Raw genomic sequence first — 26,087 nt, forward strand, 5'->3', positions numbered from 1 at the left:
GACCCCGCTAACCCCGCCGCGTCTCCCCCGCCTCACCGCCGGAGGGGTCCGGCGCCTCCTTGAAGTCCACCTTGCCCATGTGCCGGCTCATGGACCGCATCAGCCCCCACACCGCCAGAGCCATCACCGCGAAGACGATGAACCCGAGGACACCGGGCGTCACCTTGTCCTCGTCCAGCTCGGCGAGAGTGACGAGGTGCGTCATTGCCATGCTTGCGCTTGCACTCATGTCAGGCATTGTCCCGGATGCCCGCGAAGAGGTCGTCCTCGGGGAGGGAGGTGTCCACGAGCGACTTCGCCAGCTCGTACTCCTCGGTCGGCCAGACCTCCTTCTGGAGCTCCATCGGCACCCGGAACCAGCCCCCGTCGGGGTCGATCTGCGTGGCGTGCGCGATCAGCGCCTTGTCCCGGATCTCGAAGAAGTCCGCGCAGGGCACGTGCGTGGTGAGCGTGCGCTCCGTGCGCTCGAACTCCGACCAGCGCTTGAGCCAGTCCCCGTAGGGGGACTCCAGGCCGCGCTCCAGCAGCGCGTTGTGCAGCGCCTCGGTGCGGGGACGGTTGAATCCCTGGTTGTAGTACACCTTCAGCGGCTGGTAGGCCGTCCCGTACTCGCCCTCCGGGTACTTCTCGGTGTCGGCCGCGCCCTCGAAGGCCACCATCGTGATCTTGTGGGTCATGATGTGGTCGGGGTGCGGGTAGCCGCCGTTCTCGTCGTAGGTGGTGATCACCTGGGGACGGAAGGAGCGGATCTTGCGCACCAGCTCGCCGGCCGCCTTGTCGACGTCCTCGAGGGCGAAGCAGCCCTCCGGCAGCGGCGGCAGCGGGTCGCCCTCGGGCAGGCCGGAGTCGACGAAGCCGAGCCACTCCTGCTTGACACCCAGGATCTCCCGGGCCTCGTCCATCTCCTTCCTGCGCACCTCGTGGATGTTCTCCTCGATGTACGCGTCACCCTGGAGCTTCGGGTTGAGGATGGAGCCGCGTTCCCCGCCCGTGCAGGTCACGACCAACACGTCCACCCCCTCGGACACGTACTTCGCCATGGTGGCCGCGCCCTTGCTCGACTCGTCGTCGGGGTGGGCGTGCACGGCCATCAGTCGCAGCTGGTCAGTCAAGACTCAATCCTCGGTCAGTCGGCGCCCTGTGTGCATCGGCGCAATCCAATAGGTGCCGCCCCGTAGGGGCGTCCGTGAGGGGCGGCGGTCGGGTGGCGGGTGGGAGGCTTCTATAGTGACCGAATCGGGAGCGGAATAATTCCGGAGCCCGGGACGACCGGCACCTGCCGAGAGGACGATCATGAGTACGGCGAGCACACGAGCGCCCGAGAGCCGCTACGGCCGCTCCTCGGACGCACGGGCCGACCGCAACCTCAAGATCGTCGGCGCCGTGCTCGGCGCCGTCATGCTCGCGGTGCTCGGCTGGTTCGGCTATCACTATGTCGGCCAGAACAAGATCAGCGGTGAGCTGATCGGCTTCGAGCTCGCGGAGGACTCGGTGCAGGTGCACCTGGAGGTCCGCAAGGACTCCGGCGTCACCGGTTACTGCACGGTCCGCTCCCAGGCCGAGGACGGCGGCGAGGTGGGCCGCGCGGACTTCCGCTTCGACCAGGACGCCACCCGCGTGGACAAGGTCGTCACCCTGCGGACGAAGGCGGCCGGCACGACGGCCGAACTGCTCGGCTGCCACGCGGACTGACCCCCGGGGAGGCCGACGGCGCGAATCCGTCCGCGCTGACCTGCGGTGACAGGAATCTGGTGGCTTATGTCCTCCCCCTTTGGCCACTGAATTGTTAGGCTCGTGGTTTCGCCCTTCCGTGAAGGAACATCCTTCTGGGTAGGGCGTTGATTTGTATTCCCAGTACCAACGAGGAGCACCCGTGACCCAGACCAGCGAGAACGTCACCTGGCTGACCCAGGAGGCGTACAACAAGCTCAAGGAGGAGCTTGAATACCTTACTGGTCCTGCGCGCACCGAGATCTCTGCCAAGATCGCCGCGGCGCGTGAGGAGGGGGACCTGCGCGAGAACGGCGGGTACCACGCGGCGAAGGAGGAGCAGGGCAAGCAGGAGCTCCGCGTGCGCCAGCTGACCCAGCTGCTCGAGAGCGCCAAGGTGGGTGAGGCTCCGGCCGCGGACGGCGTGGTCGCCCCCGGCATGGTCGTCACGATCGCCTTCGACGGTGACGAGGACGACACGCTGACCTTCCTGCTCGCCTCGCGCGAGTACGCGAGCTCGGACATCGAGACCTACTCGCCGCAGTCCCCGCTGGGCTCGGGCGTCATCGGCCACAAGGTCGGCGAGGACGCGCAGTACGAGCTGCCCAACGGCAAGCCGGCCTCCGTGAAGATCCTCAAGGCCGAGCCGTACAACGGCTGACCCGGTAGGCCCCCGGCCGGTGCGCCCGGCCGTCCGTTCCCGACCGGCCCCCGGCGCCCTCTCGGCGCCGGGGGCTTTGTCATGACGCGGCCGAGCGGTACTTGCGCACGGCCAGGGTCCGGAAGACCGCGATGATCAGGACGGACCAGATCAACGAGGCCCAGACGGGGTGCTGCATGGGCCAGGCGTCGGACTGCACGACGCCCGGGTTGCCGAACAGCTCCCGGCAGGCCTGCACGGTGGCGCTGAACGGGTTCCACTCGGCGATGTGCCGCAGCCAGGGCGTCATCTGGCTGGAGTCCACGAAGGCGTTGGAGACGAACGTCACCGGGAACAGCCAGATGATCCCTCCCGAGGTCGCCGCCTCGGGCGTACGCACGGAGAGGCCGATCAGCGCGCCGATCCAGGTGAACGCGTATCCCAGGAGCAGCAGCAGGGCGAAGCCGGCCAGGATCCGCCCGGCGTCGGTGGGTGCGGCGGAACCGGTGCGCCAGCCCACGATCAGCGCGACGATCGCGAGGACGAGCAGGGTGATGGCCGTCTGGACGAGGTCGGCGACGGTGCGGCCGGTCAGGACCGCGCCCCGGGCCATCGGCAGGGAGCGGAAGCGGTCGACGAGTCCCTTCTGCATGTCGTCGGCGATGCCGGCCGCCGATCCCGCGGTGGCGAACGTGACGGTCTGCGCGAAGATGCCCGCCATCAGGAAGTCCTTGTAGACGTCCGCGTCGGTGGTGTTCCCGATCTTCATGGAGCCGCCGAAGACGTAGGTGAAGAGGACCACGAACATCACCGGCTGGATGACCCCGAACAGGACCATCTCCGGGATCCTCGTCATCCGGATCAGGTTTCTGCGGGCGATGACCAGCGAGTCCCGGACGGACTGCCCGAGGGGGTGGACGGGCGCCGTGACCGGCGCGGTGTCGGTGGTGGCGCTCACGTGGCGGTCTCCTTCTCCTGCTGGTGACCGGCGTCGCCGGCCGAGCCGTCCGCCTCGCTCCCGGTCTCGGCCACGTGGCCGGTGAGGGAGAGGAAGACGTCGTCGAGGGTGGGGCGGCGCAGGCCGATGTCGTCGATCTCGATGCCGCGGACGTCGAGTTCGCGGATGACCTCGGCGAGCAGCTTGGCGCCGCCGGTGACGGGGACGGTGAGTCTGCGGGTGTGCTCCTCGACGCTGGTCGCGCCCTTGCCGAAGCCGGCGAGCACCTCGGCGGCCGTCCCCATGCGCTCGCGGTCGTGGACCACGACCTCGACGCGCTCTCCGCCGGTGCGGGCCTTGAGCTGGTCGGAGGTGCCGCGGGCGATGACGCGCCCGTGGTCGACGACCGCGATGTCGTGGGCCAGGTGGTCGGCCTCCTCCAGGTACTGCGTGGTGAGCAGCAGGGTGGTGCCGCCGGCGACGAGCTGTTTGATGACCTCCCACAGCTCCTGCCGGTTGCGCGGGTCCAGGCCGGTCGTCGGTTCGTCCATGAACATGACGGGCGGGGAGACGACCAGGGCGGCCGCCAGGTCGAGCCGACGGCGCATGCCGCCCGAGTAGGTCTTCGTCGGGCGGTCGGCGGCGTCCGCGAGGTGGAACTGGTCGAGCAGCTCGCCGGCCCGGGCCTTCGCGGCCCTGGCCCTCATCTGGTAGAGCCGGCCGACCATCTGGAGGTTCTCCCGGCCGGTCAGGTACTCGTCGACCGCGGCGAACTGGCCGGAGAGGCCGATGGAGCGCCGCACGTCGTTGGGGTGCTTGAGCACGTCGATGCCCGCGACGAGCGCTTCACCGCGGTCCGGGCGCAGCAGGGTGGTGAGGCAGCGGACGGCGGTGGTCTTGCCCGCGCCGTTCGGCCCGAGCAGGCCGAGGACCGTGCCCTCGGGGACGTCGAGGTCGACGCCGTCCAGTGCCCTTACGTCGCCGAAGGTCTTCACCAGGCCTTCGGCGTAGATGGCGCCTGGCATATGAGTCTCCACGTCGTCGGGGATACTTCGAAAAGCCTAGGTTTGTACGTTTCGCTCCGCCCAGCGAGCGAGCCGCGATTCACCATAACGCGATGTATCGCGTCCGGCGGGGAGACGTGTCCCGTACTTGCCTCGAACGAGTGAACCCGCAGTCAGCCGATGACGGGGTACCCCGCCTCCCGCAGCGCCCTGCCGACCTCGGCACAGTGCTCCGGGCCCTTCGTCTCCAGGTGCAGCTCGACCTCCGCCTCCGTGAGCCCGAGCCGCGGGTCGGTCCGTACGTGGCTCACGTCCAACACGTTCGCGTCCACCACCGACAGCACCCCCAGCAGCGTGGCCAGCGCGCCCGGCCGGTCCGTCAGACGCAGGCGAACGGCCAGGTAGCGGCCCTGCGCGGCCATGCCGTGCCGCAGCACGCCCTGCATCAGCACCGGATCCACGTTGCCGCCCGACAGCACCGCCACCACCGGTCCCTCGAAGGCGCCCGGGTCGCTCAGCAGCGCCGCGACCGGACTCGCCCCGGCCGGCTCCACGACCAGCTTCGCCCGTTCCAGGCACAGCAGCAGCGCGGTGGACAACGCGTCCTCGGAGACCGTGCGGACCTCGTCCACCAGCTCGCCGACGATCCCGAACGGCACGTCACCGGGCCGTCCCACCTTGATGCCGTCGGCCATCGTCGCCGGGTTCTCGACGGCCACCGGGCGCCCCGCCGCCAGCGAGGGCGGATAGGCCGCCGCGCCCTCGGCCTGCACACCCACGATCCGCACGTCCGGCCGCAGTGCCTTCACCGCGACCGCGATCCCGGCCACCAGCCCGCCCCCGCCGATGCCGACCACGACGGTCCGCACCTCGGGGCACTGCTCCAGGATCTCCAGCCCCACCGTGCCCTGGCCCGCGATGACGTCCGGGTGGTCGAAGGGGTGGATGAACACCGCGCCCGTCCGCTCCGCGTACTCCTGCGCGGCGGCCAGCGTCTCGTCGACCACCTGTCCGTGCAGCCGCACCTCGGCGCCGTACTCCCGGGTCGCGCTGATCTTCGGGAGCGGGGCGCCCTTCGGCATGAACACCGTCGCACGCACCCCGAGCAGCGACGACGCCAGCGCCACGCCCTGCGCGTGGTTGCCCGCGCTCGCCGCGACCACTCCGGCGGCCCGCTGCTCGGGCAGCAGCCCGGCGATACGGACGTAGGCGCCGCGCAGCTTGAACGAACCCGTCCGCTGGAGGTTCTCGCACTTGAAGTGCACCGGCGCGCCGACCAGCTGGGACAGGTGCCTGCTGCCCTCCATCGCCGTCACCCGCGCCACACCCGAGAGCATCTTCTGGGCCCCGCGCACATCGTCGAGGGTGACGGGGCGGGCGAGGGCGGCCGTGCTGTAGCTCATACCTCCAGCATCGCAGTTCACGGGCGCCGGACGCCGTTGTGACCAACGTCCGAGACCCGCTTTGCGCAGCGCCGGTACGCCTCGCTGCCCGGCCGCGTACCCTGTCCCCCAATTAGCAGCCCTCCACGAAGTGAGCCCCCGGCCATGCCCACAACACCTGAAATGTCGATGGACATGACGACCGCCGGTGACACCGGTCTTCTCGAGACGCTCCAGCACGAGGTGGCGCTCTTCGCCCGTCGTGCCGAACAGACCCGGCTCGGCGGTGTCGGGCAGGTGCGCAACTCCATGGACCGCGCCGCCTACCTGCTGCTCAACCGCCTCGACAAAGAGGGCCCGATGGGCGTCAAGGCGCTCGCCGCGAGCATGGGCATCGACTCCTCGACGGTCACCCGCCAGGTGGCCCCGCTCGTCGACACCGGGCTCGTCAAGCGCACCTCGCACCCCGAGGACGGCCGCGCGGTGGTGCTCCAGCTGTCCCCGCGCGGCGTGTCGCGGCTGGAGGAGGTCCGGTCGTCGCGGCGCCGGCTCATGGCCGAGCTGACCCACGACTGGGCACCGGAGGAGCGCGAGGCGTTCTGCACGCTCCTCACGCGCTTCAACGGCGCCCTGTCCGCCCGTATGGCCCCCTCGGGTGCGGCGGGCCAGGAGTCGCCGGCCTCCTGAGGCGCCTTCGACGGCTCCCCGCTGCGCCGCGTCGCCGTCACCGGGGTTTCCTGCCGGATCGCACCGGAGTCTTGACCGGCGGGCCGCCCCTGGCCTGATATGAGACCTCAGGGGATCGCCGTACGAGACTCAGGGGCCGTCGGTCCCTGGGCGGGAGGCGCGGTGCGGGAACGGCATGCGTCCCACAGTGCCCGCCGGGCACGGGAATTCGAGGCGTTCGTCGCGGGCGCGGCGGGCCGGCTGCTGCACGCCGCGACCCTGCTCACGGCCGAACCCCCGGACGACAACCCGCGCGCGCGGCGGCTGCTGGGCCTGTCCCTGGCCCACACGTACGCGTACTGGGACCGGCTGCACGGCGAGGACCCGTACGACCGGGCCCGCCAGTACCTGGCCACCCGTTTCGCCCGCGAGGCCTGGCACCGGTACGGCGGCGGACTCGGCCGGACCCGCCGGCGCCCGTCCGGCCCGCTGGGCGGGCTCGCCCCGCAGGAGCGGCTGATCCTGGTGCTCCGGCTCTACGAGGGCGTCGGCGAGGAACAGGCGGCGGCTCTGCTGGGGCTGCCCGTCGAGCGCGTGCGGACGATCTGCGACCGGGCGACGGCCACCCTGCTGCACCCGCCCGCACAACCGGCCCGCCCGGTGACGGAGGCCAAGGCGCCGAACGCGCCGAAGGCGGCGACGCCATGACGGCGGGCGCGGCGGTCCTGGAGGGGACGGCGGGCACGCGCGCGTGGAGCCCCGGGAGGCGGCCGTGAACCGCCCCCAGCGGGAGGCCGCCGCGCGGCGGATCATGGAGCAGTCGCCGCCCCGGGTGCCGCCCGGGCTGTACGCGGACGCCGTGCGGCGCGGTGGCCGCCTGCTGCGGCGCAGGACCGCCGTGCGCCGGCTGATGTGGCTGGTGCTGTGCGCCGCGGTCGTGGCGTTCACCGTGTGGGCGCTGACCGTCCAGCCATGGGTGGAGCCGCCGTCGGAGACGACCCCACCCGTGACGGGCTGGGAGGGCTGGTGAGCCCGGCGTACGCGTCGGACTAGCCGAGGGCCTGCTGGAGGTCGGCGAGCAGGTCGTCGACGTTCTCGATGCCGACCGACAGACGCACCAGGTCGGCGGGGACCTCCAGGGCCGAGCCCGCGGCGGAGGCGTGCGTCATGCGGCCCGGGTGCTCGATCAGCGACTCGACGCCGCCCAGGGACTCGCCGAGCGTGAACACCTTCGCGCGGTCGCAGACCTCGACCGCCGCCTCCTCGCCGCCCTCGACGCGGAAGGACACCATGCCGCCGAACGCCTTCATCTGCTTGGCGGCGACCTCGTGCCCGGGGTGCTCGGGCAGCCCCGGGTACAGCACGCTCGTCACGCGCGCGTGCCGGGTGAGCATCTCGGCGACCCTGGTCGCGTTCTCGCTGTGCCGGTCCATGCGCACCGCGAGGGTCTTGGTGCCGCGCAGCACCAGCCAGGAGTCGAAGGGCCCGGCGATGGCGCCCATCGCGTTCTGGTGGAACGCCAGCTCCTCGCCCAGTTCCTGGTCGCCCACGATCAGCGCGCCGCCGACGACGTCGGAGTGGCCGCCCATGTACTTGGTCAGGGAGTGCACGACGACGTCCGCGCCCAGCGCCAGCGGCTGCTGGAGGTACGGCGTGGCGAAGGTGTTGTCGACGACGAGCCGGGCGCCGGCGTCCCGGGCGACCTGGGCGACGGCGGCGATGTCGGTGATGCCGAGCAGCGGGTTGGACGGCGTCTCCACCCATACGGCCTTGGTCTTCGGCGTGAGCGCCGCGCGCACGGCGGCCGGGTCGCCCGAGTCGGCCACGGACCACTCCACGCCCCACCGGGCGGCGACCTTGGCGAAGAGCCGGAAGGTGCCGCCGTACGCGTCGTTGGGGATCACCACGTGGTCGCCGGGGCGCAGCAGCGTACGCAACAGGCAGTCCTCGGCCGCCAGTCCGGACGCGAAGGCGAGGCCGCGACGGCCGCCCTCCAGGGCGGCGAGGTTCTCCTCCAGGGCCGTGCGGGTCGGATTGGCGCTGCGGCTGTACTCGTAGCCGCCCCGCAGTCCGCCGACGCCGTCCTGCTTGTACGTCGACACCTGGTAGATCGGCGGGACGACCGCGCCGGTCTGCGGATCGGCGGTGTTGCCCGCGTGGATCGCGAGCGTCTCGAAGTGCTGACTGATGTGCCTGTCGCTCATGGGCACCGAGGGTAGCGGCGCGGGCGGCTCCGCGCGTTTTCCACAGGAACGCGGCACTGGTTGGCCAATCGTCGGCGCCGTCTGGTTCGCTTGAGACATGGAGATTCTCTGGGTCCTGATGGCACTGGCCATGCTGGCCGTCGTGCTGGCCCCCGTTCTGCGGCGCCGGCGGAGCGCGGTCGGCCTCGTACACCCCGGCCACCCGGACGCGGCGGACCCCGCGAACTACGGCTTCGCCCGCGAGGAGGAGCTGGACGTCCGGATGCCCGGTCCCGACCAGGACCTGCTCGACGTCCTGGACCTGGTGCAGCGCACGCAGGACTACCGGGGGGCGCAACAGCTCCTCGCGGGCACGGACGCGCGGGACGAGCGTCGCTGGCAGCGCGTGCAGGCCTTCGCGGGCGCCGCGTCGCTGGAGCTGCGGCAGCGGCCCGGCGGCGTCGGTGAGGCGCCGGGCGGGCAGTGGCTGCGGGTGTGGCGGGCCGAGGCGCCGAAGGACGCGGGCGGGGCGGCGGTGCACGCCGAGTTCCTGGTCCAGCAGGCGTGGCGGACGGCGACGCCGGGGACGGACGAGTTCCGGATCATCATGGAGGAGGCGAAGGCGGCCTGCTCGGAGGCGGCGCTGCTGGCTCCGGGCGACCCGATCCCGTACATCGTCGAGCTGTCGGTGGCCCGCGGCCTCGGTTACCGGCGCGAGGAGTTCGAGCAGCTCTGGCTGAAGATCCTGGACCGCGCCCCGAACCACATGGGGGCGCATCTGGCGGCCCTGCACTACTGGTGCGAGAAGTGGCACGGCTCGCGGGAGCTGGCGTACTCCTTCGCGGAGGCCGCTGCGGCCCGCGCCCCGCAGGGCTCACTGCTCGCGGCGATGCCGCTCTTCGCGGTCTTCGAGCACCTGCCCGAGGTCAACCTGGTCAGCGGTTTCTACCAGAGCGAGGTCGTCACCAAGGCGGTCCACGGCGCCCTGCACGCGGTCCACTCCGCCCGCCCCGACGACCCGACGCAGGCGCACGTGCGCCATCTCCTGGTCTTCTTCCTGGTCCGCGGCGAACGCTGGGCGGAGGCCATGAACCAGCTGATAGTCATCGACGGCCACGTGGGCGCCCTGCCGTGGACCCTCTCGACCGACCCGGCGGCCGAGTTCGCGGTCTACCGGGCCCTGGCGGTGGCGGGCTACGAGGCGAACGGCGGCAGCCCGGCGACGCTGCCGCACTGAGCGGCCCCCTTCGCACCGACGCCGGCTCGCACGGACGCCGGCTCGCACGGACGGCCCGGCCGCCTCGCGGCCGGGCCGTCGCCGTACGGTCAGCCCTCGGTGCGGGCGGGCAGCCGCCATCCCGGGCGCGGGAAGTGGCAGGTGTAGCCGTCGGGGTAGCGCTGCAGGTAGTCCTGGTGCTCGGGCTCGGCCTCCCAGAAGGGGCCGACCGGCTCCACCTCGGTGACGACCTTGCCCGGCCACAGCCCGGAGGCGTCCACGTCCGCGATCGTGTCCTCGGCGATCCGCTTCTGCTCGTCGTCCACGTAGTAGATCGCGGAGCGGTAGCTGAGGCCGATGTCGTTGCCCTGGCGGTTCTTGGTGCTCGGGTCGTGGATCTGGAAGAAGAACTCCAGGAGCGCGCGGTAGTCGGTCTGCTCGGGGTCGAAGAGGATCTCGATGGCCTCCGCGTGCGTGCCGTGGTCGCGGTACGTCGCGTTCGGCACGTCGCCCCCGGTGTAGCCGACCCGGGTCGCGGTCACGCCCGGGAGCCGGCGGATCAACTCCTCCATCCCCCAGAAGCATCCGCCCGCCAGCACGGCCCTCTGCGTCTGCGCGGCCATCACGGCCCTCCAATTTCTCTCAGCCAGGTCACTCGGGCCACCGGCCGGCTCGGCGAACACGCCGGACCTCCGGGCCCTCGCGCTGTTCAACACGTGAGGGATCCCGGCGATTCCGTGACCCGGATTGACCTTGACACAGTGGCAAGGGCTTCACTGCCGTCCAGGAGGTGGTTGCGATGACCACGAGACACGACACGGACGCGCCGCGGGCGCTCGAGGCCCTGGAGGACGGCCGTTCGTCCGTGCGTCTGCGGGCCGCTCTGGCGGCCGGCACGGCGCCGGACTCCCGCCTGGTCGGCAAGCTCGTCGAGCGGTGCGCGATCGAGCCCGAGTTCTTCGTCCGCGACATGCTGACCTGGGCGCTCACCCGCCACCCGGTGTCGCTGACGCTCCCGGCGCTGCTCGGGGAGGTCCGTTCGGAACGTGCGCAGGCCCGCAGCCAGGCACTGCACACGCTGTCCAAGATCGGGGACCGGCGGGCGTGGCCGGCGATCACCCGGGCGCTGCTGTCCGACGCCGACGACGAGGTGGCGCACAGCGCCTGGCGGGCCGCGGTCGTCCTCGTGCCTCCGGGCGAGGAGTCCGGGCTGGCGGCGGTGCTGGTGACGCAGCTCGGGCGCGGTGACCGGGAGACGCGGCTGAGTCTCAGCCGGGCGCTGGTCGCGCTCGGGGAGGTCGTCGTACCGGCGCTGCGGGCCGCGACGAAGGCCCGTGACCCGCGCGTGCGCGCGCACGCGCTCGCCACGCAACGCCTGCTGAGCGACCCGGACGCCGGTTTCGAGTCCGCGATCGAGGAGGCGAAGCGCGTCGTGGCCCTCGGCGGGTCGGGACCCGAGGGACCATAGGGCGTGCTGATCGGTGAGGTGGCGCGACGGTCCGGGGTCAGTGCCCGCATGCTCCGGCACTACGAGTCGCTCGGCCTGATACGGCCCTCGAGCCGTACGGGCTCGGGCTACCGGGAGTACTCCGGCGAGGACATCCGGCGGATCTTCCACATCGAGAGCCTGCGGACGCTGGGGCTCTCGCTGCGCGAGATCGGGCGCGCGCTCGACGATCCCGGTTTCGCGCCCTCGGCGCTCGTCGACGACCTCATCCGTCAGACGCGGGAACGCATCGCGGCCGAGACCGAGCTGCTCACCCGGCTCCGCCGGATCGGTGCGGCGGAACCCGCCGACTGGGAGGACGTCCTCCAGGTCGTCTCGGTCCTCCACGCGCTGGCGTCCAAGAGCGCCACCGCCCGCCAGCGCGCCGCCCTCTCCTCGGTGGACGAGGTCCCGGTGCCGGTGGAGGCCCTGGTCGAGGCCGTACTGAGCGAGACGGACCCGCACGTCGCCGGAGCCCTCCGCTGGGCGCTGGCCCGAGCGGGCGACGGCGGCACGGGCACGGCACTGCTGGCGCGCGGCCTCGCCTCACCGGTGGCCGCGGTGCGGGAACGCGCCGTGCGGACCCTCGCCGCGATGCCCGGTGACGGGGCGGGGGCCCGGCTGCGGGACGCCCTGGCGCATCCCGACCCGGTGGTCCGGGGCCGGGCGGCGCTGGCGCTCGGGACGCAGGGGGTGGCCGAAGCGGTCCCGACACTCATCGACATGATCGCGGAGGGCCGGAACGACACCGACGCGGCCGACGCGCTGGGCGTGCTGGCGAGCGACACCGCCACGGCGGACCGGATCGCGGCCGGGCTCGTCGAGCGCCTCGCCCACGCCGCCACCGGGCCCCCCGCACGCGTCCGGCTCACCCAGGCGCTGGCGGACATCCCGGGGACCACGGCGTCGGACGCCCTGCGGGAGCTGTCCCACGACGGGGAACGCGCCGTCGCGGTGACAGCGACGTACCTCCTGCGGCTGCGCGGCGAGTGACGGCGGATCAGCCGGGGTGACCCGCTCAGCCCACGTGGAGGACCCGGAAGCGATCGGGCGCGGCCGGATCCCGGTCGGCGACCTGGACCGGCGCCCAGACCCACTGCCACACGCCGATGCCCGGCGCGCGGGAGAACCGGATCCTCCCCCGGGTGCCCTCGACCGCCACACGCGGCCAGGCCTCGGCGATACCCGCACGGTCCACGCCGTGCGCGCGCAGCACCTCGGCGAGGACCGCGACCGCGTCGTACCCCTCCAGGGCGACGAACGAGGGAGGCGCGGCCAGCCGCTCGCGCAGGACCGCCTCGACCCGCGCGCCGAGCGGGGTGAGCCGCCCGGGCAGGTAGCGCAGGAAGGGGATCGCGGCGCCGTCGCCGCCCAGCGACGCCGCCCAGCCGGGGAACTCCGGCTGTCCGGCCGGAGCGCCGATCAGCACGTCGGCGAGGCGCACGTCGCGCCGCACGGCCCGGACGATCGGCACCGCCGGCTCCGGGGTGCCGACCAGGAGCAGGAGCGCCGTCGCACCGTGTTCGAGCAGGGCGTCCCCGACGGCCTCGGGAGCGAGCGCGCGCATGTCCAGTTCGACGACGACGTCGCCGCCGCGCGCGGTGAGGTGGTCCCGCAGGACGCGGGTCCCGGACGCCCAGTACGCGCTCGGCTCGGCGGCGACGGCGACACGCCGGTGACCCGCGCCGAGGAGGAAGTCCCCGTAGATCCGCCAGCCGTGGGACTGGGCCGGGGCGATGCGCGCGACCCACCGTGTGGGCTGCTCGGTGAGCGCGTCGAGCACCGCCGACGAGCAGAGGAACGGCAGCCCGAGCGCGTCGGCCCGGGCGGCGGCGGCACGCGCGACGACGCTGTGGTACTCCCCCACCAGGGCGGCCACGCCCAGCCCGGCCAGCTCGTCGACGGCCGCCGCGGCCCGCTCGGGAGAGGCCGCGGTGTCCCGGACCACCAGCTCGATCGGCCTTCCGTCGATCCCGCCGGCGTCGTTGGCCTCACCGACGGCCAGTTCGAGCCCGGCGAGCAGATGCCGGCCGGCCTCGGTCCAGCCGGGCCGGCCGAGCGGCACGAGCGCCCCGATCCGGACGTCGTCGGTCCGTCCGGCACCGGGCGGCGAGGGTGGCGTGTCCATGCGTGGGCGTCTCCCGAGTGAGGCGGAGCGGTCGCGGGCGGGCCGGATCCCGCAGCGATCATCGGTGGCGCCGAGGGTAGCCGGTGGGCCGCCCTCCCACAGGGGAATTACGGCCGGTCACCGCGGCGCCCCACCGGGGCGCGGCCCCCGGAAATTCGCTGGCCGCCGGGAGGCGCCGCCTCCACGCTGTACGTCATGGCAGAACCGCAACGCGAGATCCGGGCGGCCCACACCGCGTCCAAGGTCACCGTCTACCAGGCGTACTCCCCGGAGATCGGCCTTCCCGCCGTCCGCGAGGGGCGCTTCCCGGCCACGTGGAAGCGGGACAGGATGACGTGGATCAAGCCGTCCTTCCTCTGGATGATGTACCGCTGCGGCTGGGCCACGAAGGCGGGCCAGGAGACCGTGCTGGCCGTCGAGATCAGCCGGGACGGTTTCGAGTGGGCGCTGCGCCACGCGTGCCTGTCGCACTACGTCCCCTCGGTCCACGCCGACCGGGCCGGCTGGCAGCGTCGGTTGAAGCACGCGCCCGCCCGGGTCCAGTGGGACCCCGAGCGGGACCTGCGGCTCCGGCCCCTGCCGCACCGCTCGCTGCAGCTCGGCCTGACCGGCGAGGCCGCACGGCGGTACGCCGACGAGTGGACGGTCGCCATCCGTGACGTGACACCCCTCGCCCGGGAGGTCCGCGCGCGCGTACGCGACGGCGAGCTGGAGGCGGCGGCGCGTCTGCTGCCGAGGGAGCTTCCGTATCCGGGCGGTGACGAGCTGACGGCCCACCTTCGGCCCTGACGGAACCGGCCGCTCGTGATCGGACCGATCGTGGTCAGGCCGTGGTCAGGCCGGTTCGTGGTCACGCCGGCCGGCGCAGGCCCGCGACGAGGAGGCCGACCAGGTGGCGCGCGTCGTAGCGGGGGTCGCTCTCCGCGCCGATGCAGAGGTTGCCGACGCCGCGCATGAGGGCGTAGGGCGACAGGTCGGTCCGGATCTCGCCCGAGGCGACCGCGGCGTCGAGGAGCCGGCCGCAGACGGGGACGAGACGGTCGAGGAAGTAGGTGTGCAGCGCCTCGAACGCGGCGTCGTCGGACTGGAGGACGGCGGCGAGTCCGTGCTTGGTGACCAGGAAGTCGACGAAGAGGTCGATCCACTTCCCCAGGGCGGCGTGCGGGGTCGGGCCGCTCTCCAGCAGGGCGGGCCCGGCCTCGGCGCAGGCCTCCACCTGGTGCCGGTAGACGCCGATGATGAGGTCCGCCCGCGTCGGGAAGTGGCGGTAGATCGTCGCCGTGCCGACGCCGGCCCGGGCCGCGATGTCGCGTACGGGCGCGTCCACGCCGGACGTGACGAAGACGGCGGCGGCGGCGTCCAGCAGGGTCTGCTGGTTGCGCCGGGCGTCCGCCCGCCGGGGGCGGGGCCGCGACCCGGTGGGCTCGTCGCCGCCGTCGTTCACCACGTCGTTCCTCCGCTGCCGGGACCGCTGAGCGGAACACCGCCCCGTACGATCAAACGGGACGCCGTTCCGTTTGCCGCCCATGATGCCAGAGCGCGGACCCCGTCACCAACCGGCCGTGCCCGCCGGCCGGCGTCAGATCGTCGCCGTGTCGATCACGAAGCGGTACCGCACGTCGCTCGCCAGCACCCGCTCGTACGCCGTGTTGACCTCGGACGCGGCGATCAGCTCGATCTCGGCGCCGATGCCGTGCTCGGCGCAGAAGTCCAGCATCTCCTGCGTCTCGCGGATACCGCCGATCATGGACCCGGCGAGGGTCTTGCGGCCGCCGAGCAGCGTGAACAGGTTGAGGGAGACGGGCTCCTCGGGGGCGCCGACGTTCACCAGGGCGCCGTCCGTCTTCAGCAGGCCCAGGTAGGCGCCGAAGTCGAGCGGGGCCGAGACCGTCGAGACGATCAGGTCGAAGGTGCCCGCCAGCTGCTCGAAGGTGGCCGGGTCGCTGGTGGCGTAGTAGTGGTCGGCGCCCAGCTTGAGGCCGTCGTCCTTCTTGCGCAGGGACTGCGACAGCACGGTCACCTCGGCGCCCAGGGCGTGCGCCAGCTTGACGGCCATGTGGCCGAGGCCGCCCATGCCGACGACGGCGACCTTCTTGCCGGGACCGGCGTTCCAGTGCTTGAGCGGGGAGTACGTGGTGACGCCGGCGCACAGCAGGGGCGCGGCCTCGTCCAGGGCGATGCCCTCGGGGATGCCGACGACGAAGTTCTCGTCGACGACGATCTTCTCGGAGTAGCCGCCGTAGGTGGGCTCCCCGTCCTTGCCGATGCCGTTGTACGTCATCACGTTGCCGCCGGTGCAGTACTGCTCCTGCCCGGCCCGGCAGTTCTCGCACTCGCGGCAGGAGTCGACCATGCAGCCGACGCCGACCCGGTCGCCGACGGCGTACTTGGTGACGCCGGGGCCGACCTCGGAGACGATGCCGGCGATCTCGTGGCCGGGGACCATCGGGAAGATGGCCTCGCCCCAGCCTTCCTGGACCTGGTGGATGTCGGAGTGGCAGATGCCGGCGAACTTGATGTCGATCAGGACGTCGTGCTCGCGCACCTCGCGCCGCTCGATCGTGGTCCGCTCCAGCGGAGCCTTGGCGGCGGGTGCGGCGTATGCGGCGACAGTGGTCATGCCGGGTTCTCCGGGTTCCTCGTGACTGCTCTTGCGTGGGATGCCTCCAGCCTGCCGCGACACCGCCCGTCCACCCAGACCACGCTTGTGCCTACGACCGGCGTGCGTACCACTGGCGGGGACAGGCTCGGGTGCGTACGACCGGGAATACGTCCGGCGATACTGGAGGACATGGATGGACAGCTGGACCGGCGTGCCGAACTGAGCGAGTTCCTGCGCACCCGGCGGGCCAGGCTGAAGCCGCAGGACGTGGGGCTTCCGTCGTACGGGCGGCAGCGCCGGGTGCCGGGGCTGCGGCGCGAGGAGCTGGCGCAGCTGGCCGGGGTGTCCGTGGCGTACTACACGCGCCTGGAGCAGGGCAACGGGCGGAACGTCTCGGTGGAGGTCCTCGACGCGATCGCCCGCGCGCTGAGGCTGTCCGACGCCGAGCAGGCGCACCTGACGCACCTGGCGAAGCCGCAGCAGCGGCGCGGGCGGGCGGCGGCGGCCCGGGCGCAGCGGCCGGTGCGGGTGGCGCTGCTCCAGCTGCTGGAGTCGATCGACACGGTCCCGGCGTACGTGACCGGCCGGCGGTCGGAGATCCTCGCCTGGAACCGGATGGCGGCGGCCCTCTTCGGCGACTGGGGCAGGCTCCCGGCCCCGGAGCGCAACTGGGCGCGGCTGGTGTTCCTGAACCCGGACTACCGGGAGCTGTTCACGGACTGGGAGCAGAAGGCCCACGACATGGTCAGTTTCCTGCGCATGGACGCGGGCCGGCACCCGGACGACCCCCGGCTGTCCGCGCTGGTCGGCGAGCTGTCCGTGAAGAGCGAGGAGTTCCGGCGCCTGTGGGCGACCCACGACGTCAAGGAGAAGACCTACGGCGTCAAGCGGATGCGGCACCCGCTGGTCGGTGACCTGACCCTGTGCTTCGAGACGTTCCGCCTGGTCGACGACGACGAGCAGGCGTTCATCACGTACCACGCCGAGCCGGGCTCGCCGTCGGCCGAGGCCCTGCGGCTGCTGGCGAGCTGGGGGACGGACGCGGCGCCCTCGCTGCCGTCGTGACCCGGCCGGAGCCGACGTGACCCGGCCGGAGCCGAGGGCTCCGGCCGGGCCGTTCGCGTGCCGCCGGCCTACTTGCCGTGGTACGCGTCGTAGATCGAGATCACCGACTCGTTCTTCTTCGTGTCGACGATCGTGGCGCGGAAGGAGAGGGACTTCCCCTTCGCCGGGTTCTTGACGCTGATCTTCCCCTTCTTCACCGTGACCTTCTTCCAGGTCTTGCCGTGGTCGTACGACACCTGCACCGTCAGCGACTTGAGGTTGCGGCCGGCCGCCGCGCCCTCGACGGTGACCGGGACGGTGACCTTCCGGCCGGCCGGGACCTTGCTGTCCAGGCCGGTGGCCACGGCGAAGCGGACGCCGGACGCGGGCAGCTCGGTGGGGTCGGCGGTCTTCTTGGAGCGGAACGTCCAGCTGGCGTCGACGCGGCTGGAGGCCGCTGCGACCTTGGCGGACCGCTTGACCGACGTCGTCAGCCGGTACCGGGCGTCACCCGAGGGGACCTTGAACTCGCCCTCGCCGAACAGCGGGTCCTTGTGCGAGCCGACCTTGGTGCCGTTGCGGTAGAGCGTGGTGGCGACCGAGGTGAAGACCGAGGAACCCGCGTGGCCCTTGCCGTCGGCGAAGAGCGGGACCACGCCGGTGATGGTGTCGCCGTCGCGGTGCAGGCCGAAGTCGCCGGTGAGGCGCGGCCCGAAGACGGCGGTGTTGAAGGTCGCCGAGTAGCTCTTGCCCGCCTTGTAGCGCTGCGGGGCGTCGAGGACGTAGCCGGCCTCGACGACGGGGAAGCCGTCGGCGTCCCGGCCGCCGTACTGCTCGAACTCGAGGTCCCACGTCACGCCGTTCCCGGTGGACAGGTGCAGGGTGCGGGTGCCGGGCAGGGACTGCTCGATGCCGATGGAGGAGCCGCCGAAGCCGCCGGGCAGCCAGCCGACCGCGGAGACGGCGCCCTTCTTGCCGCTCGCGGAGGCGCCGAGACCGGCCTTGAGGGTGGCCAGCTCGCCCTTCTTGAAGTGCCGGGTGTAGCCGGTGGCGAGCTGCTTGACCTTGCCGCCGGAGACGGTGTCGTACTGCTCCTTGGCGCCCTTGGTCCAGTGGCCGTCCCACTGCTGGCTGAGCGAGCCGTCGGTGACCTGCGGGCCGAGGTGCCTGGTGCGCAGGCCCGCGTAGGAGTCCAGCAGCCAGCCGAAGCCGTAGGCGCCGTCCTCGGTCTCCACGGTGAAGTCCGCGGAGGCGAACTCCCACTTGGCGCCCTTGTCCGGCACGGTGATGTCCACCGGCTTCGTGGTGCGCGCGTCCAGGGTGACGGTCGTGTTCTTCCTGACCTCCAGCTTCGGCTGGGCGATCCAGTCGGCGCCCTTCCACTTCTCCGGGTCCGCGCTCACGCGGATCGAGGAGTTGAGGACGTAACCGCCCTTGGGCACGCGGACGGTGACGGTGCCGTCGGCGTCGTACGGCATGAACCAGGTGTCCGCGGCGAGGCCGGAGACACCGGTCAGGTCGGCCTCGTAGGCGGCGCTCGGCCTGCCGTCGCGGCCGATGGCCTTCAGCGTGACGTCGTACGACTCCACCTCGCGCTCGACGGCGGCGGCCGTACGGACGCTCTGCCCGCCGCCGGTCGCGGTGACGTACGCCGAGTAGGCGCCGTCGGCCGTGCCGCCGAGCTTGGTGTTCACGGTGAGGTCGACAAAGGCCCTGCCGCCCGCGGGGACGGTGACCGAGCCGGCGCCCAGCGTGAAGAAGCCGGCGGGGGCCGCCTTGCCCTGGGGGCCGGTGGCGGTGGACGTCAGCTTCAGCGTGACGTCCTCGGTGCCGGCGTTGCGGTAGGTGAGCTGCCGGGTGACCGGCTTGTCGTCGGTGTGCGGCCACTGCTGGGTGCCGAAGGAGACGGACACCGGCTCGGCGAACACGCTCTGGCCGATCGCCCTGTCCGCCTGGACGCGGCCCGCGCCCTGCTGGAAGGGCGTGTACGCGCCGCCCTTCGCCGACCCCGTCAGCGCGCCCTTCAGCTCGGCGTACGTCCACTCGGGGTGCTGCTGCTTGAGGAGGGCCGCGGCGCCGGCGACGTGCGGGGTCGCCATGGACGTACCGGAGATGGTGACGTACCCGGCGGGCTTCTCGCCGACCTCCTGGGCGATGACGCCGCCCTTGGCGGAGGCGGCGGTGATGTCGACGCCGGGTGCGGTCACGTCGGGCTTGATCGCGCCGTCGAGGCCGGGGCCGGTGCTGGAGAAGGAGGCGAGCTTGTCCTTGCCGTCGACCGCGCCGACGGTGAGGGCGGCGGCGGCGCTGCCCGGGGAGCCGACGGTGCGGTCGCCGAACTCGCCCTCGTTGCCGGCGGCGATGGCGAAGAGGATGCCCTTCTCCTCGGAGAGCTTGTTGACCTGCGCTTCCAGCGGGTCGATCTCCGGGGTGTCGCCGCCGCCGAGGCTGAGGTTGACGATGTCGGCGCCCTGCGCGGCCGCCCACTCCATGCCGGCCAGGATGCCGGAGTCGTCGCCGAAGCCGTCGTCGCTGAGCACCTTGCCGTTGAGCAGCTCGGCGCCGGGGGCCACGCCCTTGTACTTGGCGCCGGCCTTCGCGCCGGTGCCGGCGGCGATGGAGGCGACATGGGTGCCGTGGCCGTACTTGTCGGTGGCGTCGGGTGAGACGGAGAAGTTCTTGGACGCGACGACCTGGTTCTTCAGGTCGGGGTGGGTGGTGTCGACGCCGGTGTCCAGGACGGCGATCCTGACGCCCTTGCCGTCGTAGCCGGCGGCCCACGCCTTGGGGGCGCCGATCTGCGGGACGGACCGGTCGAGGCTGGCCCGGCGGACGCCGTCGAGCCAGACGTGCGCGATGCCGGAGGCGGTCTTCTCGCCGTCGGTGACCGCGTCCCACAGCTCGGGCGTGTCCTCGTGGCGGGCCTGGACGGCGTCGGCGTTCAGGGAGGTCAGCGTGCGGCGCAGGGTGCCCGCGTCGCGGACGTCGGCCTTGGTGGCCCGGGCGCCGCCCCGGTAGCCGACGATGACCTTGAGGCCGTTCTTCTGGGCCTTGCGGGTGGCGGCCCCGCTCAGCTCGGTGACGTCGAAGAGGCGCTTGTCCAGCTTGCCGGTGGCGACCAGGCGGGCGGCGTCGGCCGGGACGACGAAGGTGTGCCCGCCGGCCCTGCGGACCTGCACGGGTATGTGCTCACGTCCCCCGGCCCGCTCCAGGCCGACGACGCGGCCCTTGGCGTCGACGACCACCCGGTCGCCGGTGATCAGCGTGACGCGGTGCCTGGCCTTGCCGGAGGCGGACCGCTCGGCGGCGGACCGCGCGGCGCCGGCGTCGGCGGACCGCGCGGCGCCGGCCACGGCTCCCTCGCCTGCCGCCGAGGCCGCCGTCCGTCCCCCGTCCGCCGCGGCCGGGCCGGTCAGGCCCGCCGTGAGCGCCACGGCCGCCGCCGTGGCGACCGTGGCCGCGCCGGCTCTTCTCACTTGTCTGCGCAACGTTCCCCCTTGCTGAGGTACCGGGAGAATTCCCCGTTCACCCGGCCGGGGGTGGTCTCGCACGCGCGTGCTCCCCCGGAGTCCGGAGTATGCCGAGGGGGCGAACGGCCGCTCAAGACCGGGAGGGCGGAGACGGCGGACGGTCGGGAAACCGCCTGCCAACCGTTACGTGATCGCCGTCCGGCGTTACGCGCCCGCGTGAACACCGTTACGTGATCGCCGGGTTGACGGGGCGTCACCACGACGGGCGTCCGGGGGAACGCCGGACGCCCGCCGCCCCGGATGCGGGGTGGCGGGCGCCTGGGTCAGATCGCGGTGGACCGCGGTGCGTTCGGCGTCAGACGGCCGAACCCGCCTTCCACTGGGCCCAGTCCATGTTCCAGCCGTTGAGGCCGTTGTCCGGGGCGATGGTCTTGTCGCCGGTGTTCTGGACGACGACCACGTCACCGATGATCGAGTTGTCGTAGAACCAGGAGCCCGGCGTGTTCGGGTCGTCGGCGCCCTTGGCGTCCTCCAGGCCCACGCAGCCGTGGCTGGTGTTGGCCTTGCCGAAGATGCCCTTGCCCCAGTAGTTGCCGTGGATGAAGGTCCCGGACGTGCTCAGCCGCATGGCGTGCGGCACGTCCTTGATGTCGTACTCGCCCTTGCCGTCGTCGTCGGTGAAGCCGACCGTCGAGCCGTCCATCCGGGTCTCCTTGAACTTCTCGGAGATGACCATCTGGCCCTCGTAGGTCTTGTTCTCGGGGGAGCCGGCGGAGATCGGGATGGTCTTGACCGTCTTGCCGTCCTGCGTGACCTTCATCTGCTTGGTCTTCGCGTCGACGTACGAGACCTGGTTGCGGCCGATCTTGAAGGTGACCGACTTCTGCTGGACGCCGTAGACGCCCTGGGCGCCCTCGACCCCGTCGAGCGCCAGCTTGAGGGTCACGGTCGAGCCCTCCTGCCAGTACTCCTGGGGGCGGCAGTCCATGCGCTGGGTGCTGAACCAGTGGCAGGCGACCTCCTGGCCGCTGCTCGTGTTGACCGTGATGCCCTTCTGGACGGCGGCCTTGTCGGTGATCTCCTTGTCGAAGTTGATCGACACGGGCATGCCGACGCCGACGGTGGTCCCGTCGTCCGGGGTGAAGGTGCCGATGAAGCTGTTCTTCGGGGAGACCGTGGTGAACGACGCGTTCTCGTGGGCGGCGCGGCCCTCGGAGTCCTGCGCGGTCGCCGTCAGCTTGTAGGTGGTGGCCCGCTCCAGCTGCCCGGTGGGCTTCCAGCTCGTCTTGTCGGCGGATATCTGGCCGCTGACCTCGGTGCCGTCGGTGGCGGTCATCTTCACCTGCGTGAGCGTGCCCTTGCTCACGGTGACGCCGGCCGCGTTGTTGATGGAGGCGTTGTCCGAGCCGTCCTCGGGCGTGATCTTGATCTGGGCCTCGGAGGACTCCTGGGCCGCCGCCTTGTCGGCCTCGGCCTGTGAGGTCCTGGTGTCCCCTCCCCCGGAGGTGTCGGCGTCGCTACTGGAACATGCCGTCAGCACCAGCACACCGCCGAGCAGTGCGGACGCGGCCGCCAGGCCCTTGCGCCGCTTACCGTCCGTCATCACACGCTTCTCCATCGTCGCCGATTCCCGAACCCCGAGATTCCCCGTCAAGACCTTCAACGCTACGACCGGTTCGTCCCGTTCCACATCGCTCACGTATGTGGGTCATGCCACGTTTGCCCGCTCAGGCGGGAATGGTGCGCGGGTCGGTCAGTGCGCAGGCTGAGACGACGAAACCCCGGACGGTGGTTGCCGCCCGGGGTCACGAATTTCCCCACACCGCGTCAGCCGACCGTCATTTCATCGTCTTCCGGGTCGCTCTCGCCGCCATCATCCTCGTCGAGGTCCCACTCGGTCGAATCGGGGTCGTAGTCGATCTGTTCGCTGCTCCAGGAGGCCTGCTGGAGCTCGACCCCCGGTACCGCGCTGACCAGGTCGAACGGATCGACGAGGTAGGCCAGGGCCTCGGCGGTGTCCTCCGTCACAGCGCTCTCGGCGTGGGCCCGTTCCGCGTCGGAGAGGTCGGTGTCGTCGGCGATGGACTGCAGCGCGGCCCCGGTGACGGCCTCCTCGTCGTCGACCTCCAGAACGAGATCGACGCGAATCCGTACAAACCGTGATGTCTCTGGAGTGCTCATGTCCGGAGCGTAAGGCCGACGGCTCCCGTGACTTTCCTGTGACCCGCGACTTTCACTAACATCTGCCCACACGGCCAATTCGCCAGCGCCACAAGGGGATCGATATTCCGTGTCATCCGCTCGCCGACCGTTGCTGACCGCCGCCGCCGCGGGCGGCCTGCTGTGCGCCCTGTGGTTCGTCCCGTCCGCGAACGCGACCTCCGGGACACCGGTGCTCGAATCCGCGGCGGCGACCCCGTCTCCGCAGGTCACCGAGCAGGCCAGAGCCGTGTCCACGGACACGGGGGCCGCCGGTGAGGGCACGGCCCGCCTGGCCGACACGGGCAGCTTCGACAGCACGCCGTACGTCGTCGGCGGCGCCCTCTGCCTCGGGCTCGGGGCCGGCTTCGTCGGATACTCGGTGCGCCGGGAACGGCTGGAGTTTTAAGAGAACTTGACGTTCTTTTGGCTTCCTTGACCCGGAGGGGCACAAGGGCGTCCGCCCCTTCGCCGACCGCGCGAAGGGGCCCCGCCGTCCCGGCGGAGCCCCTCGGCGCGCGGCGTCGCTAGCGCAGCGGCCCCGTGACCGTCTGAGCGGCCGCGACCAGGTGCCCGCCACGCACGAACGCGTCCGCCGCGGCCAGGTCGGGGGCCAGGTAGCGGTCCGGTCCGGGACCCTGGACACCGGCCGCCCGTACGGCGTCGATGACGGCCCGCGAGGCCGGGGCCGGGGTGAGCCCCTCGCGGAGCTGGATCGCGCGCGTGGCGGCGTACAGCTCGACGGCGATCACGCGGGTGAGGTTGTCGACGGCCGTGCGCAGCTTCCGCGCCGCCGACCAGCCCATGGACACGTGGTCCTCCTGCATCGCGGAGGACGGGATGGAGTCCGCGGAGGCCGGTACGGCGAGCCGCTTCAGCTCGCTGACCAGGGCGGCCTGTGTGTATTGGGCGATCATCAGGCCGGAGTCGACGCCCGCGTCGTCGGCGAGGAACGGCGGCAGGCCGTGACTGCGGTTCTTGTCCAGCAGCCGGTCGGTGCGCCGCTCGGCGATGGAGCCGAGGTCGGCGGCGGCCACGGCGAGGAAGTCGAGCACGTAGGCGACCGGGGCGCCGTGGAAGTTGCCGTTGGACTCCACCCGTCCGTCGGGCAGGACGACCGGGTTGTCCACGGCCGACGCCAGCTCGCGCTCGGCGACCAGCGCCGCGTGGGCCATCGTGTCCCGCCCGGCGCCGGCGACCTGCGGCGCGCAGCGCACCGAGTAGGCGTCCTGGACGCGGGGCGCGTCGTCCTGGTGGTGCCCGGTCAGGCCCGAGCCCTTGAGCACGGCGAGCATGTTGGCGGCGCTGGCTGCCTGCCCGGGGTGCGGGCGGATGGCGTGCAGCTCGGGGGCGAGGACCTTGTCGGTGCCGAGCAGCGCCTCCATGGTCAGCGCGGCGGTGATGTCGGCGGACTTGTAGAGGGTGTCGAGGTCGGCGAGGGCCATGACCAGCATGCCGAGCATGCCGTCGGTGCCGTTGAGCAGGGCGAGGCCCTCCTTCTCGCGCAGCTCGACGGGGGCGATCCCGTGCTCGGCGAGCAGCTCGCCGGCCGGCCGCACGGTGCCGTCGGGGCCTTCGGCGTCGCCCTCGCCCATCAGGGTGAGCGCACAGTGCGAGAGGGGGGCGAGGTCGCCGGAGCAGCCCAGGGAGCCGTACTCGTGCACGACCGGGGTGATCCCGGCGTTGAGCACGTCGGCCATGGTCCGCGCGACCTCGGGGCGGACGCCGGTGCGCCCGGAGCAAACGGTCTTCAGCCGCAGGAACATCAGCGCGCGGACCACCTCGCGCTCGACGCGCGGCCCCATCCCGGCGGCGTGCGAGCGGACGATGTTGCGCTGCAGCCGGGCCCGCAGGTCGGGGCTGATGTGCCGGGTCGCCAGGGCGCCGAAGCCGGTGCTCACGCCGTACACGGGGTCCGGCTTGGCGGCCAGCGCGTCCACGACCTCGCGGGCCGCGGCGAGGGCCGCCACCGCCTCCTCGGAAAGCTCGATCCGGGCGCCGGCGCGCGCCACGGCGAGGACGTCGGACGCGGTGACCCCGGACGTCCCCACCACCACAGTGTGCATATCCATATTCAGGAGCGTACGCAGTGAATTCGATGATGTCACGAGGGGATACGTCACTACTGGGTGCCGCGTGCGCCCCTTACCGACGCGCCGCGTCCGTCACGGCTCCGGCGAGTGCCGCCCGCGGAACCGCCTGCGCTCCCCGTCCTCCTCCCGCGAGGGCTCGTCCGCGAGCCGCAGGACGGGGTCGTCGGGCCCCTCGCGGCCGGCGACGACCGGCAGCGCCGACCGTTCGGCCTTGGCGCGGTACTGCGCCGCGTCGGCGAGCCGGAACAGCCGGCGGGCGGAGCGCACCGGCCCGACGGGGTCCTCCGTGGACGCCACCCCGCAGGCCACGCCGTCACCCAGCTCCAATTCGGCCGCCCGGCGGCACAGCTCCTGGGCGGCCTTGACCACCGCGTCGGCGGACGGCCCGACCGCGAGCAGGCAGAACTCGTCCCCGCCGAGCCGTGCCGCGAGCGCGCCCGGCAGCATCGCCCCGCACAGCGACAGCACCGACCCGAAACGTTCCAGCAGCCGGTCGCCGACGGCGTGCCCGTGCGTGTCGTTCACCCGCTTGAGGCCGTTCAGATCGCACACCACGAGGCTGACGACGACGCCCTCCTCGCGGTGCCGTTCGACGGCCTCGTCCAGGGCGGAGTCGACGGCGCGGCGGTTGGCCAGCCCGGTGAGCGCGTCCGTGAACGCCAGGCGCCGGGCCTCCTCCAGCCGCTCGGTCTGCGCGATCCCGGCGGCGACGACCGAGGCCAGTACGGTGGCGAAGTCCGCGTCGGCGCGCGCGAACACCCGGTCCCCGACCGGACGGGCCACGTACAGCTCCCCCCAGGCGCGGCCGTGCAGCACGATCGGCGCGACCACGCAGCACCCGCGTCCCCGGCGGCGCAGGGCGGCGACGCGCTGGTGCACGTACCCCGGGCGCCCGGCGGCGGGACCCTCGGCCGTCTCGACCCAGGCGTCGGGCTCCCCGCCGCCCGCCCAGCGCTCGTGCAGGAACTCGGTGATCTCCGCGAACTGGTGCACCGGGTAGGACTCGTCCTCCGGGAACTCCTCCTCGCCGTCGGCCCGCTCGCCGACGTTCACCAGGACCCTCAGGCGGCCCAGCTCCCGTTCCCACACCGACAGTGCGGCGAAGCTGCCGTCCAGCGCCAGGCAGGCACCGACGGCCGCCGCCCGCCACGCCTCACGCGAGCTGTGCGCGGCGGCCATGCCCTGCGCCAACGCCACGACGGCCGTGAGCCGCCTGTCCTCACCCATCACTCCAGGCTAGGGAGATATACGGAGAAAGTGGACGTCAGGGCTCCGGCGGTTGGGCCGTTTGCGCGGCGCGGGCATCCGGCATCCGGCTCCCGGGCCC

Annotated in this window: 26 protein-coding genes; 11 read left to right on the forward strand and 15 right to left on the reverse strand. The window is 72.4% G+C overall.

Features of this window, described 5'->3' with window-relative positions:
* Positions 1-7: 7 nt before the first annotated feature.
* Both ACFIF2_RS20415 and mca read right to left on the reverse strand, forming a co-directional pair.
* Positions 8-238 carry a hypothetical protein gene (locus ACFIF2_RS20415; RefSeq protein WP_395574607.1) on the reverse strand — a complete coding sequence of 77 codons (231 nt, stop codon included), beginning with the start codon at positions 236-238 and terminating at the stop codon, positions 8-10.
* On the reverse strand, positions 231-1,091 hold the full coding sequence (gene mca / locus ACFIF2_RS20420; protein ID WP_395574650.1) for a mycothiol conjugate amidase Mca: 861 nt from the start codon (positions 1,089-1,091) through the stop codon (positions 231-233). The genes ACFIF2_RS20415 and mca overlap by 8 nt, the downstream gene beginning before the upstream one ends.
* Before the next feature lie 202 nt (positions 1,092-1,293).
* Between mca and ACFIF2_RS20425 the strand changes: the two genes are divergently transcribed.
* Positions 1,294-1,692 carry a DUF4307 domain-containing protein gene (locus tag ACFIF2_RS20425; RefSeq protein WP_395574608.1) on the forward strand — a complete coding sequence of 133 codons (399 nt, stop codon included), beginning with the start codon at positions 1,294-1,296 and terminating at the stop codon, positions 1,690-1,692.
* A 181-nt stretch (positions 1,693-1,873) separates the two neighbouring features.
* Positions 1,874-2,371 (forward strand): transcription elongation factor GreA, encoded by a 498-nt coding sequence (gene greA / locus ACFIF2_RS20430; protein WP_395574609.1) that lies wholly within the window; start codon positions 1,874-1,876, stop codon positions 2,369-2,371.
* A gap of 79 nt (positions 2,372-2,450) precedes the next feature.
* Here the strand turns inward: greA and ACFIF2_RS20435 are convergent, their stop codons facing one another.
* The 3 genes from ACFIF2_RS20435 to ilvA all read right to left on the reverse strand — a co-directional run bounded on the left by ACFIF2_RS20435 (position 2,451) and on the right by ilvA (position 5,694).
* On the reverse strand, positions 2,451-3,308 hold the full coding sequence (locus tag ACFIF2_RS20435; protein WP_395574610.1) for an ABC transporter permease: 858 nt from the start codon (positions 3,306-3,308) through the stop codon (positions 2,451-2,453).
* Entirely contained in the window at positions 3,305-4,312 is a 1,008-nt protein-coding gene (locus ACFIF2_RS20440) for an ATP-binding cassette domain-containing protein (RefSeq protein WP_395574611.1), read from the reverse strand. The genes ACFIF2_RS20435 and ACFIF2_RS20440 overlap by 4 nt, the downstream gene beginning before the upstream one ends.
* A 152-nt stretch (positions 4,313-4,464) precedes the next feature.
* Positions 4,465-5,694, reverse strand: coding sequence for a threonine ammonia-lyase (gene ilvA / locus ACFIF2_RS20445; RefSeq protein ID WP_395574612.1), 1,230 nt, complete (start codon positions 5,692-5,694; stop codon positions 4,465-4,467).
* Positions 5,695-5,862: 168 nt separating this feature from the next.
* Between ilvA and ACFIF2_RS20450 the strand changes: the two genes are divergently transcribed.
* The 3 genes from ACFIF2_RS20450 to ACFIF2_RS20460 all read left to right on the forward strand — a co-directional run bounded on the left by ACFIF2_RS20450 (position 5,863) and on the right by ACFIF2_RS20460 (position 7,369).
* Positions 5,863-6,360 carry a MarR family winged helix-turn-helix transcriptional regulator gene (locus ACFIF2_RS20450; protein ID WP_395574613.1) on the forward strand — a complete coding sequence of 166 codons (498 nt, stop codon included), beginning with the start codon at positions 5,863-5,865 and terminating at the stop codon, positions 6,358-6,360.
* A gap of 162 nt (positions 6,361-6,522) precedes the next feature.
* The gene (locus ACFIF2_RS20455) at positions 6,523-7,047 is read left to right on the forward strand and encodes a sigma factor-like helix-turn-helix DNA-binding protein (protein WP_395574614.1); all 525 of its coding nucleotides are present in this window, start codon (positions 6,523-6,525) and stop codon (positions 7,045-7,047) included.
* A gap of 64 nt (positions 7,048-7,111) precedes the next feature.
* Positions 7,112-7,369 (forward strand): hypothetical protein, encoded by a 258-nt coding sequence (locus tag ACFIF2_RS20460; RefSeq protein ID WP_395574615.1) that lies wholly within the window; start codon positions 7,112-7,114, stop codon positions 7,367-7,369.
* Positions 7,370-7,388: 19 nt separating this feature from the next.
* Here ACFIF2_RS20460 and ACFIF2_RS20465 read toward each other — a convergent pair whose 3' ends face one another.
* Positions 7,389-8,543 (reverse strand): cystathionine gamma-synthase, encoded by a 1,155-nt coding sequence (locus ACFIF2_RS20465; RefSeq protein ID WP_395574616.1) that lies wholly within the window; start codon positions 8,541-8,543, stop codon positions 7,389-7,391.
* A gap of 97 nt (positions 8,544-8,640) precedes the next feature.
* Between ACFIF2_RS20465 and ACFIF2_RS20470 the strand changes: the two genes are divergently transcribed.
* On the forward strand, positions 8,641-9,759 hold the full coding sequence (locus tag ACFIF2_RS20470) for a hypothetical protein (protein ID WP_395574617.1): 1,119 nt from the start codon (positions 8,641-8,643) through the stop codon (positions 9,757-9,759).
* Between the two features lie 89 nt (positions 9,760-9,848).
* Here ACFIF2_RS20470 and msrA read toward each other — a convergent pair whose 3' ends face one another.
* Positions 9,849-10,361 carry a peptide-methionine (S)-S-oxide reductase MsrA gene (gene msrA, locus ACFIF2_RS20475; RefSeq protein WP_395574618.1) on the reverse strand — a complete coding sequence of 171 codons (513 nt, stop codon included), beginning with the start codon at positions 10,359-10,361 and terminating at the stop codon, positions 9,849-9,851.
* A 176-nt stretch (positions 10,362-10,537) separates the two neighbouring features.
* Here msrA and ACFIF2_RS20480 point away from each other — a divergent pair, with 176 nt between their 5' ends.
* A complete protein-coding gene (locus ACFIF2_RS20480) occupies positions 10,538-11,206 on the forward strand; it encodes a HEAT repeat domain-containing protein (protein ID WP_395574619.1) in 669 nt (222 codons plus the stop codon).
* 3 nt (positions 11,207-11,209) lie between these two features.
* Positions 11,210-12,217 (forward strand): MerR family transcriptional regulator, encoded by a 1,008-nt coding sequence (locus ACFIF2_RS20485; RefSeq protein WP_395574620.1) that lies wholly within the window; start codon positions 11,210-11,212, stop codon positions 12,215-12,217.
* A 25-nt stretch (positions 12,218-12,242) separates the two neighbouring features.
* Here ACFIF2_RS20485 and ACFIF2_RS20490 read toward each other — a convergent pair whose 3' ends face one another.
* On the reverse strand, positions 12,243-13,352 hold the full coding sequence (locus ACFIF2_RS20490; protein ID WP_395574621.1) for an ABC transporter substrate-binding protein: 1,110 nt from the start codon (positions 13,350-13,352) through the stop codon (positions 12,243-12,245).
* Between the two features lie 195 nt (positions 13,353-13,547).
* On the opposite strand from ACFIF2_RS20490, the gene ACFIF2_RS20495 reads away from it, so the two are divergent.
* The gene (locus ACFIF2_RS20495) at positions 13,548-14,141 is read left to right on the forward strand and encodes a DUF4291 domain-containing protein (RefSeq protein ID WP_395574622.1); all 594 of its coding nucleotides are present in this window, start codon (positions 13,548-13,550) and stop codon (positions 14,139-14,141) included.
* 61 nt (positions 14,142-14,202) lie between these two features.
* Here ACFIF2_RS20495 and ACFIF2_RS20500 read toward each other — a convergent pair whose 3' ends face one another.
* Positions 14,203-14,796 (reverse strand): TetR/AcrR family transcriptional regulator, encoded by a 594-nt coding sequence (locus tag ACFIF2_RS20500; RefSeq protein ID WP_395574623.1) that lies wholly within the window; start codon positions 14,794-14,796, stop codon positions 14,203-14,205.
* Between the two features lie 135 nt (positions 14,797-14,931).
* Positions 14,932-15,972 (reverse strand): NAD(P)-dependent alcohol dehydrogenase, encoded by a 1,041-nt coding sequence (locus tag ACFIF2_RS20505; RefSeq protein ID WP_395574624.1) that lies wholly within the window; start codon positions 15,970-15,972, stop codon positions 14,932-14,934.
* Positions 15,973-16,143: 171 nt separating this feature from the next.
* Here ACFIF2_RS20505 and ACFIF2_RS20510 point away from each other — a divergent pair, with 171 nt between their 5' ends.
* Positions 16,144-17,019, forward strand: a complete 876-nt coding sequence (locus ACFIF2_RS20510; RefSeq protein WP_395574625.1) for a helix-turn-helix domain-containing protein — start codon at positions 16,144-16,146, stop codon at positions 17,017-17,019.
* 68 nt (positions 17,020-17,087) lie between these two features.
* On the opposite strand, the gene ACFIF2_RS20515 is transcribed toward ACFIF2_RS20510, so the two are convergent.
* The 3 genes from ACFIF2_RS20515 to ACFIF2_RS20525 form a co-directional block, all read right to left on the reverse strand.
* Entirely contained in the window at positions 17,088-20,486 is a 3,399-nt protein-coding gene (locus ACFIF2_RS20515; protein WP_395574626.1) for a S8 family peptidase, read from the reverse strand.
* 337 nt (positions 20,487-20,823) lie between these two features.
* Entirely contained in the window at positions 20,824-22,071 is a 1,248-nt protein-coding gene (locus ACFIF2_RS20520; RefSeq protein ID WP_395574627.1) for an Ig-like domain-containing protein, read from the reverse strand.
* 224 nt (positions 22,072-22,295) lie between these two features.
* Positions 22,296-22,649, reverse strand: a complete 354-nt coding sequence (locus ACFIF2_RS20525; RefSeq protein WP_395574628.1) for a hypothetical protein — start codon at positions 22,647-22,649, stop codon at positions 22,296-22,298.
* Between the two features lie 109 nt (positions 22,650-22,758).
* Here ACFIF2_RS20525 and ACFIF2_RS20530 point away from each other — a divergent pair, with 109 nt between their 5' ends.
* A complete protein-coding gene (locus ACFIF2_RS20530) occupies positions 22,759-23,076 on the forward strand; it encodes a hypothetical protein (RefSeq protein WP_395574629.1) in 318 nt (105 codons plus the stop codon).
* A 118-nt stretch (positions 23,077-23,194) separates the two neighbouring features.
* Here the strand turns inward: ACFIF2_RS20530 and hutH are convergent, their stop codons facing one another.
* Positions 23,195-24,733, reverse strand: a complete 1,539-nt coding sequence (hutH, locus tag ACFIF2_RS20535) for a histidine ammonia-lyase (protein WP_395574651.1) — start codon at positions 24,731-24,733, stop codon at positions 23,195-23,197.
* Between the two features lie 99 nt (positions 24,734-24,832).
* Complete coding sequence (locus ACFIF2_RS20540; RefSeq protein ID WP_395574630.1) at positions 24,833-25,987, reverse strand: diguanylate cyclase domain-containing protein; 1,155 nt, start codon at positions 25,985-25,987, stop codon at positions 24,833-24,835.
* Between the last annotated feature and the right edge of the window lie 100 nt (positions 25,988-26,087).

The sequence above is a fragment of the Streptomyces sp. BK79 genome, from assembly GCF_044142145.1.
Classification (GTDB): domain Bacteria; phylum Actinomycetota; class Actinomycetes; order Streptomycetales; family Streptomycetaceae; genus Streptomyces.